The sequence below is a fragment of the Rhizobium sullae genome (genome assembly GCF_900169785.1).
GTDB classification, from domain to species: Bacteria; Pseudomonadota; Alphaproteobacteria; order Rhizobiales; family Rhizobiaceae; genus Rhizobium; species Rhizobium sullae.
Map to the genome: position 1 here is coordinate 18,722 of NZ_FWER01000034.1, position 16,604 is coordinate 35,325.

15 protein-coding genes and 2 pseudogenes are annotated in these 16,604 nt (G+C 58.2%); 4 read left to right on the forward strand and 13 right to left on the reverse strand.

What is annotated here, in order from left to right:
* Window positions 1-37: 37 nt before the first annotated feature.
* Together BN1800_RS25490 and BN1800_RS44050 are read right to left on the reverse strand one after the other, a co-directional pair.
* Window positions 38-1,027: a YihY/virulence factor BrkB family protein gene (locus BN1800_RS25490; RefSeq protein WP_179213885.1), complete on the reverse strand. Its 990-nt coding sequence runs from the start codon at window positions 1,025-1,027 to the stop codon at window positions 38-40.
* Window positions 1,028-1,239: 212 nt separating this feature from the next.
* Window positions 1,240-1,354 (reverse strand): annotated as a pseudogene (locus tag BN1800_RS44050) (IS66 family transposase); the annotation flags it as partial.
* Window positions 1,355-1,724: 370 nt separating this feature from the next.
* On the opposite strand from BN1800_RS44050, the gene BN1800_RS25495 reads away from it, so the two are divergent.
* Window positions 1,725-2,171 carry a hypothetical protein gene (locus tag BN1800_RS25495; protein ID WP_087001673.1) on the forward strand — a complete coding sequence of 149 codons (447 nt, stop codon included), beginning with the start codon at window positions 1,725-1,727 and terminating at the stop codon, window positions 2,169-2,171.
* 69 nt (window positions 2,172-2,240) lie between these two features.
* Window positions 2,241-3,440: an epoxide hydrolase family protein gene (locus tag BN1800_RS25500; protein WP_244564631.1), complete on the forward strand. Its 1,200-nt coding sequence runs from the start codon at window positions 2,241-2,243 to the stop codon at window positions 3,438-3,440.
* Between the two features lie 122 nt (window positions 3,441-3,562).
* Here the strand turns inward: BN1800_RS25500 and BN1800_RS25505 are convergent, their stop codons facing one another.
* The 3 genes from BN1800_RS25505 to BN1800_RS25515 all read right to left on the reverse strand — a co-directional run bounded on the left by BN1800_RS25505 (window position 3,563) and on the right by BN1800_RS25515 (window position 6,206).
* The gene (locus BN1800_RS25505) at window positions 3,563-4,420 is read right to left on the reverse strand and encodes an SDR family oxidoreductase (RefSeq protein WP_087001674.1); all 858 of its coding nucleotides are present in this window, start codon (window positions 4,418-4,420) and stop codon (window positions 3,563-3,565) included.
* Window positions 4,421-4,440: 20 nt separating this feature from the next.
* Window positions 4,441-4,971: a DUF4142 domain-containing protein gene (locus tag BN1800_RS25510; protein WP_087001675.1), complete on the reverse strand. Its 531-nt coding sequence runs from the start codon at window positions 4,969-4,971 to the stop codon at window positions 4,441-4,443.
* A 227-nt stretch (window positions 4,972-5,198) separates the two neighbouring features.
* Entirely contained in the window at window positions 5,199-6,206 is a 1,008-nt protein-coding gene (locus BN1800_RS25515) for an SDR family oxidoreductase (RefSeq protein ID WP_087001676.1), read from the reverse strand.
* Between the two features lie 685 nt (window positions 6,207-6,891).
* Between BN1800_RS25515 and BN1800_RS25525 the strand changes: the two genes are divergently transcribed.
* On the forward strand, window positions 6,892-8,571 hold the full coding sequence (locus BN1800_RS25525) for a glycoside hydrolase family 13 protein (protein WP_087001678.1): 1,680 nt from the start codon (window positions 6,892-6,894) through the stop codon (window positions 8,569-8,571).
* A gap of 142 nt (window positions 8,572-8,713) precedes the next feature.
* On the opposite strand, the pseudogene BN1800_RS44055 reads toward BN1800_RS25525, so the two are convergent.
* The 4 genes and pseudogenes from BN1800_RS44055 to BN1800_RS25545 all read right to left on the reverse strand — a co-directional run.
* Window positions 8,714-8,864: pseudogene (locus BN1800_RS44055) on the reverse strand (IS5/IS1182 family transposase); the annotation flags it as partial.
* A gap of 99 nt (window positions 8,865-8,963) precedes the next feature.
* Window positions 8,964-10,142, reverse strand: a complete 1,179-nt coding sequence (locus BN1800_RS25530) for a zinc-dependent alcohol dehydrogenase (protein WP_087001679.1) — start codon at window positions 10,140-10,142, stop codon at window positions 8,964-8,966.
* A 440-nt stretch (window positions 10,143-10,582) separates the two neighbouring features.
* A complete protein-coding gene (locus BN1800_RS25540) occupies window positions 10,583-10,804 on the reverse strand; it encodes a hypothetical protein (protein ID WP_087001681.1) in 222 nt (73 codons plus the stop codon).
* Window positions 10,805-11,287: 483 nt separating this feature from the next.
* Entirely contained in the window at window positions 11,288-11,680 is a 393-nt protein-coding gene (locus BN1800_RS25545) for a DUF6766 family protein (RefSeq protein ID WP_087001682.1), read from the reverse strand.
* Between the two features lie 598 nt (window positions 11,681-12,278).
* On the opposite strand from BN1800_RS25545, the gene BN1800_RS25550 reads away from it, so the two are divergent.
* Window positions 12,279-12,713, forward strand: coding sequence for a hypothetical protein (locus BN1800_RS25550; RefSeq protein ID WP_087001683.1), 435 nt, complete (start codon window positions 12,279-12,281; stop codon window positions 12,711-12,713).
* Window positions 12,714-13,068: 355 nt separating this feature from the next.
* Here the strand turns inward: BN1800_RS25550 and BN1800_RS25555 are convergent, their stop codons facing one another.
* The 4 genes from BN1800_RS25555 to BN1800_RS25570 form a co-directional block, all read right to left on the reverse strand.
* The gene (locus tag BN1800_RS25555) at window positions 13,069-13,566 is read right to left on the reverse strand and encodes a YciE/YciF ferroxidase family protein (RefSeq protein ID WP_087001684.1); all 498 of its coding nucleotides are present in this window, start codon (window positions 13,564-13,566) and stop codon (window positions 13,069-13,071) included.
* A gap of 427 nt (window positions 13,567-13,993) precedes the next feature.
* The gene (locus BN1800_RS25560; RefSeq protein ID WP_244564632.1) at window positions 13,994-14,254 is read right to left on the reverse strand and encodes a hypothetical protein; all 261 of its coding nucleotides are present in this window, start codon (window positions 14,252-14,254) and stop codon (window positions 13,994-13,996) included.
* A 299-nt stretch (window positions 14,255-14,553) separates the two neighbouring features.
* Complete coding sequence (locus tag BN1800_RS25565; protein ID WP_087001686.1) at window positions 14,554-15,021, reverse strand: DUF2269 family protein; 468 nt, start codon at window positions 15,019-15,021, stop codon at window positions 14,554-14,556.
* A complete protein-coding gene (locus tag BN1800_RS25570; protein WP_087001687.1) occupies window positions 15,021-16,358 on the reverse strand; it encodes an SDR family oxidoreductase in 1,338 nt (445 codons plus the stop codon). The genes BN1800_RS25565 and BN1800_RS25570 overlap by 1 nt, the downstream gene beginning before the upstream one ends.
* Window positions 16,359-16,604 lie beyond the last annotated feature (246 nt).

A 16,604-nucleotide genomic window follows, 5' to 3' on the forward strand; every position in this document is an offset into this window, starting at 1 on the left:
GACGACTAACTCGACGCGTGTGGTATCGGCGGCGGATTCAATCGCTGGACTCGCCTATGGTATCGGCTACGTAGGCATCGCGCTTGCCCATTTTCTTGGGCCGACCTTTCGTCGAATCGCGCGCCGTCTGGTGCTCCAGTTCCGCGTTGAGCTCCGCACCGACGATGATGATGATCGTCGACACCCAAATCCACAGCATGAAACCGATCAATGCACCCATAGCGCCGTAGGTTGCGTTATAGTCCGCGAAGTTGTCGATGTAGAATGAGAATAAAAGGGACGCTGGTAACCAGCAAAGCGTGCTAAACGCCGCGCCCCAAGTGACCCACCTTAGCTTCGGTGGGTCTCGATCCGGCCCGTATCGGTAAAGCAGGCTTATGGCCGCGCCAATCAGCAGCAAGAGCACGGGCCAGCGTGCAATTCTCGCGAGCCTTTCCAGCCATGGATCAGGCGAAAGAAGGGCAAGAACCGCCGGCAAGACAGCGATGGCAGCGATCAGCAAGGCTGTGACCAGGATACCACCTGCGGTAAATCCAAGGCTGAGAAGTGTTAGTCGGATAAAGCCGCGCCCGTCGCTTTCGTCATAAGCTATGTTCATCGCCTCGAAGAGTGCTGTCACCCCGTTCCGCGCGCTCCAGAGTGCGATCAGCAGACCGGCAATGAAGCCGATACTCAAACTGGAGGTCCTCTGAGACGTTATGGCCTGCAACTGGTCTGTCATCAACTGAAGCGACTGTGCCGGCAGGACCCCCGCCATGAACGTGATCTGCTCGCCAATTGCGGCCGGGTCTGAAACGAGGCCGTAGATAGACACCAGCGAAGCGAGTGCCGGAAACAGGGCGAGAAGGATATAGAACGTGACGCCGGCTGCAACGAGAGTTACCCGATCTTCACCGACCTGTGAGATCACGCGCCAGAACACGTCGCGTAATCCGCGCGCCGGGATGTCGCCTGGGTTGACAGCGGTCCGTCCCCTCCCTGGATCCTGCCGTTCCGCCGCCTCTTCTTCGTTTTCGTGAGGATTCATTTGAGACCTCATGTTTTTTGGAGCGTCCCTTAGAAAGCGGCGCCGCGAATTCAAGTCGGCTCGCGTTATGCGCGTCGATGCTCGATGCCTCGTGAGCTTCCATACCAACGGCCCACCTTATGCCTTGTTCCGCTTGGGCCGGAGGCGAAGAAAGCCGTCCCGAGCCTCCACAACTCTGCCATGGCTGTGGTCGCATCCGTTGCGGATTGCTAAACCCTCCTGATGTGCAGGTCGCAAGACTTTCGGCGCATGTGAGCCCAGCATCCTGTGAGCTGAACCATTTGATTTGCTGCCGGTTTCGGTGGCCGCGTAGCCATCCACTTGCATCGGTGAATTCGGAGAGATAATTGCGGAGAGGCCGAGCACGAGATCGGACTTGCTTACGTCCTACTCCGGAACTGATCGCGTCGATCAGCGTCTCCGTATAGTCCGCCTGGAGTGATCCGCCTCTTCAGCGCGCCAAGCGCTGGGTCGGGCGCCATCTGATCAAACGATGGGGCGGGCGCCATCTGACGGAACCTTCAGCCTTTGATGCGGTTTAAAGGACTAAGACAATCCAGTCGGGCCGGCGGAAGGATCATTGGGATGCACCCAAGAATCTCCGCCGCGTGTCGACTGGTGACCGGCTGGAGTAAAGGCTCGATCTGGATTGTCCCAGATCGATATGACCAGTTATCGTCTCAAAAGGAAGACTTCAATGAAGCACCATGCCCTTGAACAACTGCAGGCCGTCGCCAATGTCAATCCCGATTACCCGCGCCCGGTACCGGAAATGTCCCGCCGCCAGCGTCTTGAGCGTTGGGCACAGCTCTTGGAACTGAGCCGACACGATGGGCTGTCCACCCTGCGCGAGACGGAATACAAGCCGGCCAAGGAGCGGGCGCTCATGCGCGCCGACAATTCGCCGATCTCGGTGGCGTTTGCCGACCCCGTCCTGCGGGCGGCAGGGCTGGAGAATGACAGCTACGGCGAAGCCAAGCGGTTCTTCGAACTGAGTGACCGTCAATTGCATCACCTCGTCTGCTATTGCCATTTCGGGGCAACGGTCAGCGCGGCGAGAGCCACCCGTTATGTTCGTGCAATGGCCGCTGCAAGCGACCGGAAAGGCATTTTGGCCCGACTGCGCAATATTTTCGTGCTGTAAGATCCCACGGAGGACCAATGTTGAAGCGTCGGCACGAGGGCACTCGGTGGTCTTTGATACGGAACTTCAATGGCCGCTGTGTCTTTCTTGCAGATGTCGGAGAGTGACTTTCATCTAAGCTGGGACGCCTCCGCGCTCGCATCACTGCGGTCGCGCATTCGCGGCTTTGAATGGCCGCGCGAGGCTGCTGGCGGCGGGTGGCGTTATGGCTGCGATCCCGACTTCCTGCGCCGTTTCTGTATCCATTGGGTGGATAATTATGATGTCGCGGCCGGCGAGGCGGTGCTCAACCGCTATCCGCAACTGCTCGCCGACGTCGCGGCCGAGATGCGGCTTCATGTCGTGCATGTGCGCGGCGAGGCGCAGGGACGGCGGCCGCTCCTGTTGATTCACGGCTGGCCAGGATCGGTCTACCAATTTTGGCCGATTATCGATGCGCTCGCCTTTCCCTCGCGCTTCGGCTGCAGGCAAGAGGAGGCATTCGACCTCGTCATTCCCTCGCTGCCCGGCTACGGCTATTCGGATAAGCCCGCCGTGCCAATCGGCCCGCGCGCCACCGCCGGATGGCTCGCACGCCTGATGCGCGATACGTTTGGCTATCACGACTATCTCGTCGCGGGGACCGACTGGGGTGTCGTCATCGCGGCCTGGCTCGCGCTGGATCACAGTGAGGACATACGCGGCATTCACCTCGACTATCCCGGCGCGCAGCCTGCGGCGGTGCCGACGACCGACGCCGAGCGTGCCTATCTTGACGCTTTCGAAGCGAGCGAAAGCCGGCTCGGCGCCTATAGCCGTCTCCACGCGACACGGCCGCAGTCGCTGGCCTTCCTGGCGACTGGCAATCCCGTCGCGCAGGCGGCCTGGATTCTCGAGCGTTTCCATGATTGGGCGGATCTGCGTGGGCGTGCAATCGACGAGGTCTTTGGTCTCGATACGCTCGTCACCAATCTCATGCTTACAGTCATGACCGACAGCTTTGGATCGGCCGCGTGGATGTACGCCGGCGCGGAGTCAGAGGGTGCGAAGCGTCTTCCGGAGGGACGTCGGGTGCCCGTGCCGGCGGGATTCGCGAGCTTCCCAGATCCGCGCCATCCGAGGCCGCCGTTGAGCTGGATCGAAAAGGGCTATGACGTCGTTCACTGGCGAGAGCACGATCGCGGCGGGCATTTCGCGAGCATGGAGGTTCCGGACCTCGTCGTCACCGACCTTAGGGACTGGGCGGCTACCCTCACCGATACTCGCAGGAGGGCGGATGATGGTTTTTAAGGTTAGAATCGATGGCCGTTGACCGAGTGTGACGATCTGCGAACGTCCGATCCACAACGATAGCCTAATTGTTTAAAACAAGCCGGCGAGACGCTCGTGGACGTTTTCCAGGAGCGGTGCCATCAGATGATGGGTCTGCCGCCGGTGATGGCAATTGTCGCGCCGGAGACGTAGCTTGAGAGCGGATCGGCCAGCATGACATAGGCCGTAGCCAGCTCCGCTGGTTGCCCCGGCCGCTTCATCGGCACCTGTTTCCCGAAGTTCTTGACAGCTTCTTCCGGCATGGTCGACGGAATGAGCGGTGTCCAGATCGGGCCTGGCGCCACAGTATTCGCCCGGATGCCTTTTGCGGCCAACATCTGCGCGAGGCCGGCCGTGAAGTTCTGGATCGCGCCCTTGGTCGTGGCATAGGCCAGGAGGTGTGGACTTGGGTTGTCAGCATTCACTGAAGCGGTATTGATGATCGAGCTGCCCGGCTTCATATGCGGGATGGCGGCCTTGGACAGATAGAACATCGCGTGGATGTTGACCTTGAAGGTCAGTTCCCATTCTTGGTCGCTGATCTCTCCAATGTCCTCAAAGCTCGCCTGATGAGCGGCATTGTTGACCAGGATGTCGATACCGCCGAGCTCGGCTCGCGCCGTGTCGATGATGTGACGGCAATGCTTCGGTTTCTGAATGTCGCCAGAAACGAGTACGGCCTTGCGTCCGGCTTCCTCGATCCACTTCTTGGTCTCGTTGGCATCCTCGTCTTCGTCGAGATAGGCAATCAGAACGTCGGCCCCTTCACGCGCGAAAGCAATGGCAACGGCGCGGCCGATACCGCTATCGCCGCCGGTAATCACTGCTTTTTTGCCGCTCAGTCGGCCGGAGCCGCGATAGGTATGCTCACCGTGATCGGGCAGCGGTGACATCTCTTTTGTCGTCCCAGGCATTGATTGCTGCGGCGTGTCGAAGGGTGGTGTGGGATAATTTGTCACGACATCTGCTCCTCTTGGAATTACTTGTTCAAGTCGGTCGCCATCTGCAGGTGATGCTCTAGGGCTGGGCGCATCTTTGCGGACCACGCCTTCAGATCCGCGTTCTCGCCCTCGTCGCCGTAGCGCTTGAAGAGATCAACTGCGTCCTCGTGCACATCCTCCTGGTCAGAGTGGTACTGGCTTGTGAAATCGGCACCATTTAGCTTTTTTAGATCGTCCAGCATTCCCTGATGAGACGAGGACATTGCCATAGGGGTCGTCGCCTTGACCTTGCCACCTGAGACCATGGCCTTCAGCTCGTCGGAAGTCTTTTGATGATCCGTCAGCATCTGCTGCGCAAATGTCTTCGTCTTCTCATCGGAGCGTTCGAGGGCGAGCTTGCTGGACTCGATTTCGAACATGTCGCTGCTTGCCGCTTCCGTGACGAAATCCTCGGTCTTCGGCGCGACACCCACGAGCGAATTGACTCCTGTCTTTTCGGTGGCGGATTGGGCAAAAGCGGCCGAGCCGGCCGTTGCGAGAATGACGGATGCGTAGATAAGGGTATTCATCAGAACCTCCCTGTTTCGCCATACCGAAACTTCCAACGGGCTTCGTGGTTCCTCACGCGGGAAACTTCGAACAGAAATTCAAGTTGACGTACTACAGGCGGAGGACCCCGGCACTTGGGCCTCGTCAATAAGCAGATCGCACATCGATTGCTTTGGAACTTTGCGCAGCCGCCCCGGCATCCTGAAAGTTAAGACCGACCTGGCAGCGCAACACGGCCGGCATTCAACTACGAGAGCCAGTGGGATGACGACGGTCCTCGCCGTGGCCTAGATATCCTCGACGCAACCGTGGCGCCGAGGGCGACCGCCGCAAGCGCGGTCAGGCCAAGAAGGAGCGGCGCTGACAGCCGATGCTGCGACCTTAGTCCGCCATCGATTCGTGCGGCGTCTGACGAAGGCCGATAGAGGTTGCCGTCGCTCTCAGCGATGCGCGGCGCCCGCTCGAAATAGGCTGCCATCAAGCGACCAAGAACCCGCGCAGAAAGATTGGGCGCCAGCAGGTGGGCGAGCCGCGTCGCAGTGGTGACTGCTCCGACCGTAGTGGTCGCTCGTGGTGATATGGCAACCTTAACGACCGCCTCGGCCACACGTCGTGCGTCGAGAACCGGCGGTGGCGCCGACACTCGTCGCCCAACATAGTTGGCGCCATGACTGAGGCCGGGCGTGTCGACAAACGCTGGGTAGATGTCACAGATCCGGATGTTCGGCTTGTCAGCCAACTCCGCTCGCAGCGCCTCTGAAAAGCCCCGCAGCCCGAACTTGCTGGCGCTATAGGCTGTCGCGAACGGTGCCGCCGCAAACCCACCGAGCGAAATCATATTGATAAAGGTGCCTCTGCCCTGTTTCAGGAAGATCGGCAACACTGCGTGGGCATCGTTCATGTGGCCAATCAGGTTGGCCCGAATGACCTGCTCATGCGCCTCGATCGGCGTCTCCTCAAATCGACCGACAGCGCCAACGCCAACATTGCTGACCCAGACATCGATCCGGCCGAGCGCATTTGCTTTTTCGGCAAGTGCTCTGACGGCCGCGGGATCGATGACGTCGGTCACGACCGAAATGGCGTCGCCGCCTATGCACTTGCAGGCTTGGGCCACCTTATCCAGCGCCTCGCCATTCCTCGCTGCCAAGACGACCTTGCTGCCCCGTCGCGCGAAGGCCTCCGCAGTCGCCTGACCTATACCGCTCGATGCTCCGGTGATGACCACCACTGCGTTATTGAGATCGAGAGACATCGAACACCCTTTCTAACTGCCACGGGAGCACGCGAGACGCTGGACATCGAACACATGCTTGAAACAAAAGTTCCCAGACCGCTGCAGTGAAGCGCAGGTGTCAATCAGCCTGCGTGACCTTTCGAAACCGTTTGGCAGGTTCCGCATGTGAGGGCACAGCATCAGATTCAGGCCAGCGGGCGGAATTTCCATCACGGCCTAAGCGTGAGGAGCATCGGGCGATCTTGCAATTGTCCGCAAAGTTTATTTGATCATCACGTCACGAACACCTGCCTGCCGAAAGCCTTGTTCCGCTTTCGCGATTTCGTCGCTCCTGACATGGGCCGATATTTGGATCTCGCCGCGCAAAGCAGCGAATCGTGGATATCGTGACCTATCATGCTCCTCTTCATGCGAGGCATCGCCGCCGGAACGTGCCCGTGCCGGCGTCAGTCCGGCTGTTCGATTATACAGAAATGTTGGCACGCGCGATGCCATGTTGCTGCACGAGGCTCAACCGCCAGATTCGCTGCCGGCTCTCTGATCGACGCGGTTATCGCAGAGCGGCAAACTCAAGACTAATGACATCAATGTTTCGTCGGTGAAGGAAAGGAATTCGAAAAGAGCACGACGCCACATTCGTAGTTGGAACCTGCCGCCATCACAGGTGTTCTCTCAAGATTCCAAATAAGTAGGAAAGCCATCGATGGAGCAGTCCACGACACCGCTGAGAGGGCCTGCGCGATCACCTCTCCAACCGAAATGGTGGCATACGGCAACTGTCTACCAGATCTATCCGCGCAGCTTCTGCGACTCGAATGGAGACGGCATTGGCGACATTGCCGGCATCGCCTCAAAGCTCGATTATCTGAAGAAGCTCGGGATCGACATTATCTGGCTGTCGCCGATCTACAAGTCGCCGATGGACGACAACGGTTACGACATATCCGACTATCGGGACATCGCCCCCGAATTTGGCACGCTGACAGATTTCGACCAGCTCGTGGCGGAGGCGAAAGAACGCGGTATCGGCATCATGCTCGATCTGGTCGTGAACCATACGTCCGACGAGCACCCATGGTTTCTCGAATCCCGTCAGGGGCCTGACAACCCGTTACGCGAGTTTTACATCTGGCGCAAGCCAGCCCCGGACGGGGGACCGCCGAACGGCCTGAAATCTTCCTTCGGTGGACCAGCCTGGACGCTCGACGCGGCGAGCGGTGAATATTACCTGCATATGTTTTCCCGCCGCCAGCCGGACCTCAACTGGGAGAACGAGAGGGTACGGGCGGAAATCTATGACATGATGAACTGGTGGCTTGAGCGCGGCATTGCCGGGTTCCGCATGGATGTCATCGACTACATCGGCAAGCAGGTGGACCGGGAGCTGATCAAGGACGGACCGCATCTGCACAAATATCTACAGGAGATGAATGCGAAGACCTTCGGCAGCCGCGACATTCTTACGGTTGGCGAAGCCTGGAGCGCCACCCCCGGCGCGGCCCTCCTCTATTCTGGGCGTGACCGTCAAGAATTATCCATGATCTTTCAGTTCGAGCACGTTACCCAGCAGTGGGACGAGCTCTACGGGAAATGGCGCCCGAAACCGCTCGACCTCGTGAATCTCAAGACGGTCCTCAGCAAATGGCAGTTTGCCTTATCCGACGATGGGTGGAATTCCCTCTTTTGGGGTAATCACGATCTGCCGCGTGCCGTCTCGCGCTACGGCGATGTCACCGGATATCATGTCGAGTCAGCCAAGATGTTGGCGACAGTGCTGCATTTCCTAAAAGGCACGCCCTTCGTCTATCAGGGCGAGGAGATCGGCATGACAAACGTGCCTTTCACTTCCATCGAACAGTACCGGGATATCGAAACGCTCAATATGCACAGATTGCACGTGGAGGCAGGCCTTTCACCGGAGGATTTTATCCGAGGGGCAAATGAGAACGGCCGCGATAACGCCCGCACACCGATGCAATGGAGCGCGGCCCCCTATGGCGGTTTTTCGACCAGCGTACCTTGGATCGAAGTCAACCCCAATTATCCGAAGGTCAACGCCGAAGCGGCCATCAGGGACGAAAAATCGATCTGGAATCACTACCGCACATTGATTGCTCTCCGTAAGACGCATCCTGTAATCGTATACGGGGAGTACCGGTCCTGGCTCGACCAGCATCCGGACGTCTTCATCTATACCCGTACGCTCGACGGGAGCCGGATTATTGTCGTCGCCAATTTCACACCGCGGCACGTTGCGCTGAGTTTGCCGTCAGAGCTCGACATGAACGGAGAATGTCTCATCTGCAATTATAAACCAGTGAATATGATCACCGAAACCATGGATCTGCGTCCATACGAGGCGTTCGCCGTTGCGTCTAAATGAAGCTGAGATAGGTCACCGTTGCAGATGGTCGGTATTGACGGTCGTGTGGCCGGTCATTGCCTGAGGTTTCTCATCGGTTACTGCATAAGTTTGTCCGGCGTCGAACTCAACCTATAGTCGCGGCCAAACGCAGCAGCGGACTAGCAGCATAATGTTCGGTAACCTCCTCGTGCAGCCGGGAGAGGTCTATAACGGTCTACTTCAACCATTAGGTGATCGTCCGGCACCAACTCCCGCAGCGAGCCGCACGCGTAGGGTTCAAGCTGATCGCGTTCACTACGGCGGAGCGTCATGAACCCTCCAGAGAATCAACGATTGCCCAATTGGATCAGCCGCATGAGAGTTCTTCAACAGCCCGGTGGCTCCCCGATCCTGCGCTTCCATGATCACAGTCAGGTTCCTTGCGGCTTAAGAACGACTTTTATGCAGCCGTCTTTCTTGTCGCGGAAAGTCTTGTAGAGATCGGGGCCTTCTTCGAGAGAGGCGCGATGGGTGATTACGAATGACGGATCGATCTCCCCCTTCTGAATGCGTTCCATGAGCAGCGGCAGATAATGCTGCACCGGCGTCTGGGCCATTCGGAACGTCAGGCCCCGGTTGATCGCTGAACCCATCGGGATCTTGTCGAGGAAACCGCCGTAGACGCCGACGATTGAAACCGTGCCGAAGTTGCGGCAGGAGTGGATCGCCTGGCGAAGGACGTGCGGGCGGTCAGTCCCCATGAACGTGGCGACTTTGATGCGGTCAAGCCGTGAGTCCCAGCTCGCCGACGCCTCGGCTTCGGTGCCAACCGCATCGATGCATGCGTCGGCGCCACGCCCGTTGGTCAGTTCCATGAGCTTGTCGTATACATCCTCGTCCATGAAATCGAGAGTGACTGCGCCTGACTCTTCGGCAAGAGCAAGTCGCTCTTGGACGGTATCGATTGCAATGACGCGTTCAGCGCCAAGGATGAAAGCTGATTTGATCGCCATCTGTCCTACGGGACCGCAACCCCAGATCGCGATCGTGTCGCCGGACTGAATATTGCAGAAGTCTGCTGCCATGTATCCTGTCGGAAAGATGTCGGAGAGAAAGAGCACCTGCTCATCCGACAGTCCATCGGGCACTTTTATCGGTCCGACGTCTGCATAGGGGATGCGCAGGTACTCGGCCTGGCCTCCACTGTAACCGCCGAGAAGATGCGTGTAGCCGAACAGGCCTGCAGGTGAGTTTCCCCACATCTTCTTGACCTTCGAGGGATCGGGATTGCTGCGTTCACATCCGGAATAAAAGCCGCGCCGGCAGAAGAAGCACTCACCGCAGGAAATGGTGAAAGGAACGACGACCCGGTCGCCAATCTTGAGCTTCTTATTGTCCTTCCCGACTTCGACGACCTCGCCCATGGTCTCATGACCCATGATGTCGCCGCTATGCATGTCCGGCATGACGCCGTTGAAGAGATGAAGATCCGAGCCGCAAATCGCGCAGGCTGTCACCTTGATGATCGCGTCGCGGCCTTCCTCGATTTGCGGATCGGGAACGCTCTCGCACCGGATGTCGTGTTTGCCGTGCCAGGTGAGTGCTTTCATGTCTTCGCCTGCCTTTCGATCTAGCGCGCAATGCCGACGCGCTGCTCTTGCAGCTCTTCGGGTCTTGGAACATGCCGTGCACAGAAACGATCCGTCGTCTCGTGTCCTGAAATTCTCAACAAGACGATCAAACCTTGATCAGAGGATGTTGTTCCATCGGATAACGAAGCCGATCCGCAGCCGCAGGGACAAACACTCGCTCGGCGTGTTTAGCGGGCGAACCGGCAATGGCGGGCTTGGCATGAAAGCACGCCGCCGCGGAGCGCCCGACGAAGGTTCCTCCTTGCCAGGCTCTCGAACAACGCTTTGGTTAGCCTGGTCTTCCCTTCCTTGAACATCGTGTGCAATGGCGGGGCGAGTTCGGTATCGATCTTCCTAGCGGCCCGGATTCTAGCCGCAACCCTTCTGGGCAGAGTACGCACTAGATGCTGCTGTTGGCTCTATTGCTGCTGCTGTTCGGCATTTTTACTTTCCTTAAGGGCTGGTGCACCCGTTTCATCCTCGACGGCGTCAGGCGGAGCACCTTCCGTGCGCTTGTATGGATCCTCGATTCTGGTCGATTCGGTGGAGGCATAGTCCTGCACATAGAAAAAGAACGTGCCGGCAAGCGCCGCAATGGCGAGCGCGCAAACGAGTGCGAGTAGTTCCTTCCTGGGTCGCATTTTGTCTCCTTCTCATGTCGACGAACGGTCAACCAAGGGAGCTTCCGAAAGTTCCTCCCTTTTGTTTGGAACATCTCAAGCGCCTTGCGGTTAGCGGTGCCAAGTGGTGCTGCGGGAGGTCTGCATGAACTCGAGACTGTATTTGGTCGGCGCGGTGGTTCTTTGTCTCGCTCTCATTGGCATATTCTTCTTTATCCCTGGTTCCGATGAGGACACAGGCGAGACTCCAAAAGGACTTCCTCCACCTGCCGAAAATCAACCTAACCCGTCGTTGACGCCGGGCACGCCTGGTTCCCGACCCCCTTAAACTGGACTACCACGAGCGTTTTCGATCTGCGCCTGTGGTCAGCATTTCCAAACGTTCCACGACAATGTCGGGGACTATGATCTGGGTCGTGCATTGACGTCTTTGATCGTAACAGCGAGCGTACATCGCAGCAGCAATATAGCCAACAGCAGCACTTGGTGCTGTCTTGCAATGATTCACTGTGAATGGCCATGAGGTTTGGCGTGACCGTGAGTGCGGAAATAGCGCTCGTCGAGCTCGGCAATGATATCAGCGCCTCTCTCACCGGCGTTGATCTTGAGCAACTCGTCTATTTTTGCCTCGAGCCTGTCGTCATTCTCTTTGGAGGAGGGAGAGCCCACATAAAGAAAATAAGCAAGACCCACGACTTGCCATATCAACTGCAGAAATTCCGATTGCCAATTTTCAAAAGTGTCTCGAGACAGTTGTATCGCATACTCAGAAAACTGAGGAGCCTTTGCATGTTCCATCGTCTCATCAACATAGGCGAACCAACCGAAGGTCCAATGCCCCAAGATGGAAACGAGAAAGAAAATAGCCGTAATCCATGCGTAAGCGTAACGTTTCATGATTATCTCTCCGATTGACGTCAAACGCGCGGCGCGACCGCGGGCTGGTGAAGGCGAGCGCCACTTCTCTAAAACGCAACCAGCCGTTTTGAGTTCATCAAAAAAATGGCTAGGCCCCGGCAGGATCGGCTGGGAGGCGCCGTTCATCAACCGGAGGAGACATAGCCGTCAAACGCAATTGGCCACAATGACTGCGCGAGTTTTGCACCTGTTCGCGAGAGCCATGATTTGTGATCCGGCTGCACAGGCGCTTCTTCAAAAGATGCCGGGGCTGCGACCTGCTCTTAAACGCGGGACCTTAGTCATTGCTTCAGAGTACTGATAGGAGCGTCACGGCCTGGAAGACGCGGCGAAAGCCTGTCAGCACTGAGGCGGGCGGGCATCCCGCAAGCGGATTTTCGAGACCCCTTGGCGAGCTCAGGGCCTCCTGCGGTCGGGCCGCGATGAAAAAGCATCAGTCGGGCCTGACCGGCCGTCCCGCCTCGTCGATACAAGATGACCGTGGCGACGTGAAGAGTTCGCGCAGTGTCGCCCGACAGATGCATCCTTTTGAGGGGACGTGCGTTGTGCTGTGATCGCAATATCGGGAGAAAACATCATGGCCCAGCGAGACACAGCACCTCCAGAAAGCGTCGACACTGACGCAAAGCTGCAGGCTCACCTTGCCGAGCTCGAGGCCGAAGCGCCGGCCGAGGAGGAACTCACTTCTCCTGCAGACGGCGTTCTATCGGAAGCAAGCCCTTTCCAGCGCGTCAGAGACGACCTCGACCATGTGCGCAATGAGATCGAACTGCTCCGGGAAAGGCTGTCCCCCGTCAGGCGGCAGACGACCGCCGTTGCGCGGTCCAACTTAAAATGGGCCGACGCCAGCGCTCACGCTCAGCTGGGCGCATATCCATGGGTGAAACTTTTCGCCGCGATGGCCGCGACCGTCGCCGGCGCGCAGGTACTGAGACGGCTTCCCTTGGGTGCGATCGCGGCAACCGTCATACCTTTGCTCGTCGCTCAGCTCGAGGCGAAATCCCGCCGATGACAGGAGATCGATCCCAACTGGGCAAAACCTAAGATGAACACCACACGTGAACTTCTCGCGCCAGGTCGATCAATACGATACGCCGGCGCGGGCCTCGTTTCGTGCCTATCCTTCATTTTAGAGGCATCGAATGATCGTCGAGCGGCGCTCCCGTTGACGAAAATCCGGCCTGACGTTTGCCCCCGCTCGCACTGGATCGCGCGTCGAGACCTGTTTCTTCTTTCTTGCGGCAGCGAAACGAGCAAAGCGCGTGTCTCGTGCAGCGGGATCGTCGGCCACTCGACCGCCTGGCTTAGGCCGTGCAGCGAGGCCCGCGGCGAAGGCGGCCGGCGGCTTTTCAGCATTCAGAAATGGCTCAGGCAGCTTTCGTTGCCTTCACATTCGCCGACGCCAGCGCAAGTTTCGTTAGCTTCTTGTCGGTGGCTTCCTCTTCCGCGAGGCTTGCCTGAAGGAGCGGGACAGCATCCTTCAAACCAAGCTGTTTGGCCCATGCGATAAGCGTGCCGTAGCGGGCGATTTCGTAATGTTCGACGGCTTGGGCCGAGGAGATCAATCCTGCGTCAAGCGCGGCCGAGCCCTTGAATTCTTCCATTATCTCCTCGCTTTCGGCGACCATCCCCTGGATAGCTTCGCAGGTCTTGCCGCGTGCAGGCTTGCCGAGGATCTCGAATACCTGAACGAGGCGCTCGACTTGGCTTTCAGTCTCGTCACGATGTTGCAGGAAGCCCGCCTTGCCTTCCTCCGACTGCGTTGCGCGCGCCATCTTCGGCAAGGCTTTGAGAATCTGCCTTTCGGCAAAGTAGATATCTTTCAGTGTTTCGACGAACAGGTCGTTCAAAGTCTTCTCTGCCATTCTGGTCTCCTATGGTCGGATGAGTCACCACATCTGAACGCGGCGCGCCGCGTGATGTTCCGATCAGCGACCGTAGGTTCATTGGCAACGGGAGGCTCGAAAGAAGTCGCGCTATCAGGCTGAGCAGACGACCCCTAAGTGAGTTGCTTGACTGGAAAACATACGGAGCGATCGGGCATGTGCAGGAGATCGTCGGAAACGGCGAGGGATGGCGCGCAAGCATCTGCGAGCGCACATGATGGAGCCCCCACCTTTCGCGGGCACCTCTTGCGCCATCCGCGCTCGCGTCGCGGATAAGACAACGACCCGCCCTGGATCTGCTTCCGGCTTCATGCGACGGTTGAGTCATCGCTGGCGGCGAGACCTCCTGCTGGCGACGTGTAAAAGGGGCAGCTTACAAAAAGAGCTTCATAGCTAATCGGAAACGTTATTCTCCTCTTGCTGTATTTCCGGACAGCCGGTCCTGTTTCCATTTCTTAAACGGCGCGAGGAGTTGGCCTGGAAACCGGGTTTCGATCTCGTTTTCCACGACGATGATTTTTGCCTGAAGATCGGCGTCTACCTCGTCACTTGATGAAGCTTCCTCGCTCTCGCTTTCGAGCTTCGCCAGAAGCTCGAAAATCTCTTCGTCTGTCCATTTCTCGATGGATCGGGCGAAATCCGCCGTAGTGATCTCCTGCTGCATCATCGCCTCCGATCGTCATGCCGAGCCTGCGTTGCGGCGCTTGGGTCTGTTTGGCTACCTCGGACGTCAACTATCTCTTGCGTCGCCTTTCGACCTAGCTAGACCGGCCTCTCACGATTGCGGCAGCGGCAGACCTGAATTGCCAGGCACTCGAGGATGCTAACTCGGCGCCGTAATACATGTTCCAAAAATAGACCACTCGCGAGACAGTCTTGTGGGTATGCCCTACCTGCATTCCTTCAAGACCCGCACTGAGTGGAAAAATTTGGTGCCTTGCATCCTTCGCTGCAGGCGACCCAGGTCTACCACGCTGGGCGACTGATCATCAGCCAGACGATCGTCAAAACGGCGGCGAACGCTGGAAAGCCGCAAAAGAACCAGAGCCGGAACAGCTTATAGTATCTGCGCGGCAGAGGCTCGTTGTTGTCGGCGGAAGCCGCCGCAAGATTGCGCATCTCGATCTGCATCCACACAACTGGCAGCCAAAACGCGCCGGTTAGCAAGTACAGCATGATCGAACCGGCGAGCCACGGATCGGAGAACGAATAGCCGGCAATCCAGGCAAGCAGGATGCCCGTGATCGGCTGTGCCACGACTGCAGTGGCGGTAAACAAAAAATCGGCAATGACGACAATGCGGGCGACGGCGGCAATTGTCTTAGCATTGTCCGTGTAATGCGCGAGGAGCATGAAGAACGCGATTCCCGCACCAGTCCCCAAAAGCACGCACGCACCGACTACGTGGAGAAACTTTAGGAAGAGGTAGACCATCAACGCTCCTCCAGAACAGCAAGCGCGCACAGGTGCAGAACCAAGATTGGAACGATCTTTACGATCGGTCCCAAAGGGTCGTTCCACAGTTCCGGCAGGAAAAATGTTGCTGCCGCGCCGTAGAACAATGAGACGGCGATCGCGGCGAAAATGCCTGCACGAGACAAGCGGCGAAATGCTATCGCTGTTCCGATGCCGATATCAGCAATTGCCCCGGCAATGACGCCTGGAGCCGACAGCGGTCCGGCGCCTGCTCTCAACATCAATTCGACGCCCGCTTCGAATCCGACTGTGAGTGAAATGGCTCCAGTGGCAATCCAGAATATTGCCAGAACCACGAAGATCAGCGGTTTTAAGAAATAAAGTCTTGCAAACCAACGATCCTGAACAGTCGCCGGCGCGGCGCGAAGCGCCCTTTTCAGTGACGTCGGTCGAATGCCCGTCGTTTCGACCCATTGCCGGGAATCACCGGTGGCGCCGCGGGCGATCTCCAACCTTGCTGTTGTGCGTACCGGTGGGCGCCAGCCGAATAGGCTGGCTGCGTCGCCGAGCCGGTAGAGGCCGGAGGCCGCAAAATCCGGAACCGGCACCCGTCTTGCCGGCGGCCAGCCGAACCAGCGTCTATAGGCCGCCACCACCTCGTCGAAGGTCAACTGTTCTGGTCCGGAAAGCTCGAGGACAACCTTCGATGGCGCAGAAGGATCAAGGAAAAAGAGCACCGTGGAGACCACGTCCTGAAGCTGCACGACGCTGAGGCGGCCGGTTGACGGCATGCCAGGCACAATCGGCAATGCAGCCAAGCCGTGCATCAGCGCGCTTGCACCGAAAACCGGCCTCCCAAGGACGACGGAGGGGCGAAGGACGATCCAGTCCAGGTCCTGCGACATCAGTGCGGTGTCTCCTTCGAGCTTGGTCCTTGAAAAGGAGGTGAGTTGCGCCTTGTCGACGCCCAAGGCCGAGAAATGAATGACACGGCGCACGCCACGCCTTTCGCAGGCCAGGAACAATGCCGCGGGCCCTTTTGCGTGGACGCCGGCTGTATCGTCCGTGGGGCTGTCCTGGAGCGTCCCGGCGCAATTGACGACGGCATCGATGCCGGAAAGATGCTGAAACCATTCCTCGGGAGCCGAGACCGAAGCCACGTCTAAGCGAATAATCCGCTCTACGCCCGCCGGTACGGACGCCGATTTCGAGCGAGCGAGGGCGGTCACACTGTATCCGGCAGTAACCAGGCTTGCGCAGATTGACGAGCCGATGAGTCCGGAAGCTCCCACGACCAGCACATTCGTGGTGCCGTGCGCTTCGCTTCCCCCAGCATTATCAGCAAGCAGAGGCATCAGGGTTTCTCACACACTGGCATTTTATCGCACTGCGAGTTCACGGACGTCTTTCGATGACGCCAGAAAACAACGCGCGTGTCCGGTCACGGTTCGGTGACATCCCGCTGGAGACAATCGGCTTCAGGCCGGCACGTGGTGATGCGGCAGTCGATCGTGAAGCACCGAAACGGACCGTAGACGAACGTCGGCTCCTTCCGCGGTCTTCATCATCTGGTGCTGACTCGATGCGATCTGGCGTGCCAT

Bases quoted from the DNA above. Each gene is read 5' to 3' on its own strand.
- BN1800_RS25545 (WP_087001682.1), bottom strand. From the start codon at position 11,680: ATGAAACGTTACGCTTACGCATGGATTACGGCTATTTTCTTTCTCGTT.
- BN1800_RS25510 (WP_087001675.1), bottom strand. From the start codon at position 4,971: ATGAATACCCTTATCTACGCATCCGTCATTCTCGCAACGGCCGGCTCG.
- BN1800_RS25540 (WP_087001681.1), bottom strand. From the start codon at position 10,804: ATGCGACCCAGGAAGGAACTACTCGCACTCGTTTGCGCGCTCGCCATT.
- BN1800_RS25495 (WP_087001673.1), top strand. From the start codon at position 1,725: ATGAAGCACCATGCCCTTGAACAACTGCAGGCCGTCGCCAATGTCAAT.
- BN1800_RS25560 (WP_244564632.1), bottom strand. From the start codon at position 14,254: ATGATGCAGCAGGAGATCACTACGGCGGATTTCGCCCGATCCATCGAG.
- BN1800_RS25555 (WP_087001684.1), bottom strand. From the start codon at position 13,566: ATGGCAGAGAAGACTTTGAACGACCTGTTCGTCGAAACACTGAAAGAT.
- BN1800_RS25530 (WP_087001679.1), bottom strand. From the start codon at position 10,142: ATGAAAGCACTCACCTGGCACGGCAAACACGACATCCGGTGCGAGAGC.
- BN1800_RS25570 (WP_087001687.1), bottom strand. From the start codon at position 16,358: ATGCCTCTGCTTGCTGATAATGCTGGGGGAAGCGAAGCGCACGGCACC.
- BN1800_RS25525 (WP_087001678.1), top strand. From the start codon at position 6,892: ATGGAGCAGTCCACGACACCGCTGAGAGGGCCTGCGCGATCACCTCTC.
- BN1800_RS25490 (WP_179213885.1), bottom strand. From the start codon at position 1,027: ATGAATCCTCACGAAAACGAAGAAGAGGCGGCGGAACGGCAGGATCCA.
- BN1800_RS25565 (WP_087001686.1), bottom strand. From the start codon at position 15,021: ATGGTCTACCTCTTCCTAAAGTTTCTCCACGTAGTCGGTGCGTGCGTG.
- BN1800_RS25500 (WP_244564631.1), top strand. From the start codon at position 2,241: ATGGCCGCTGTGTCTTTCTTGCAGATGTCGGAGAGTGACTTTCATCTA.
- BN1800_RS25515 (WP_087001676.1), bottom strand. From the start codon at position 6,206: ATGTCTCTCGATCTCAATAACGCAGTGGTGGTCATCACCGGAGCATCG.
- BN1800_RS25550 (WP_087001683.1), top strand. From the start codon at position 12,279: ATGGCCCAGCGAGACACAGCACCTCCAGAAAGCGTCGACACTGACGCA.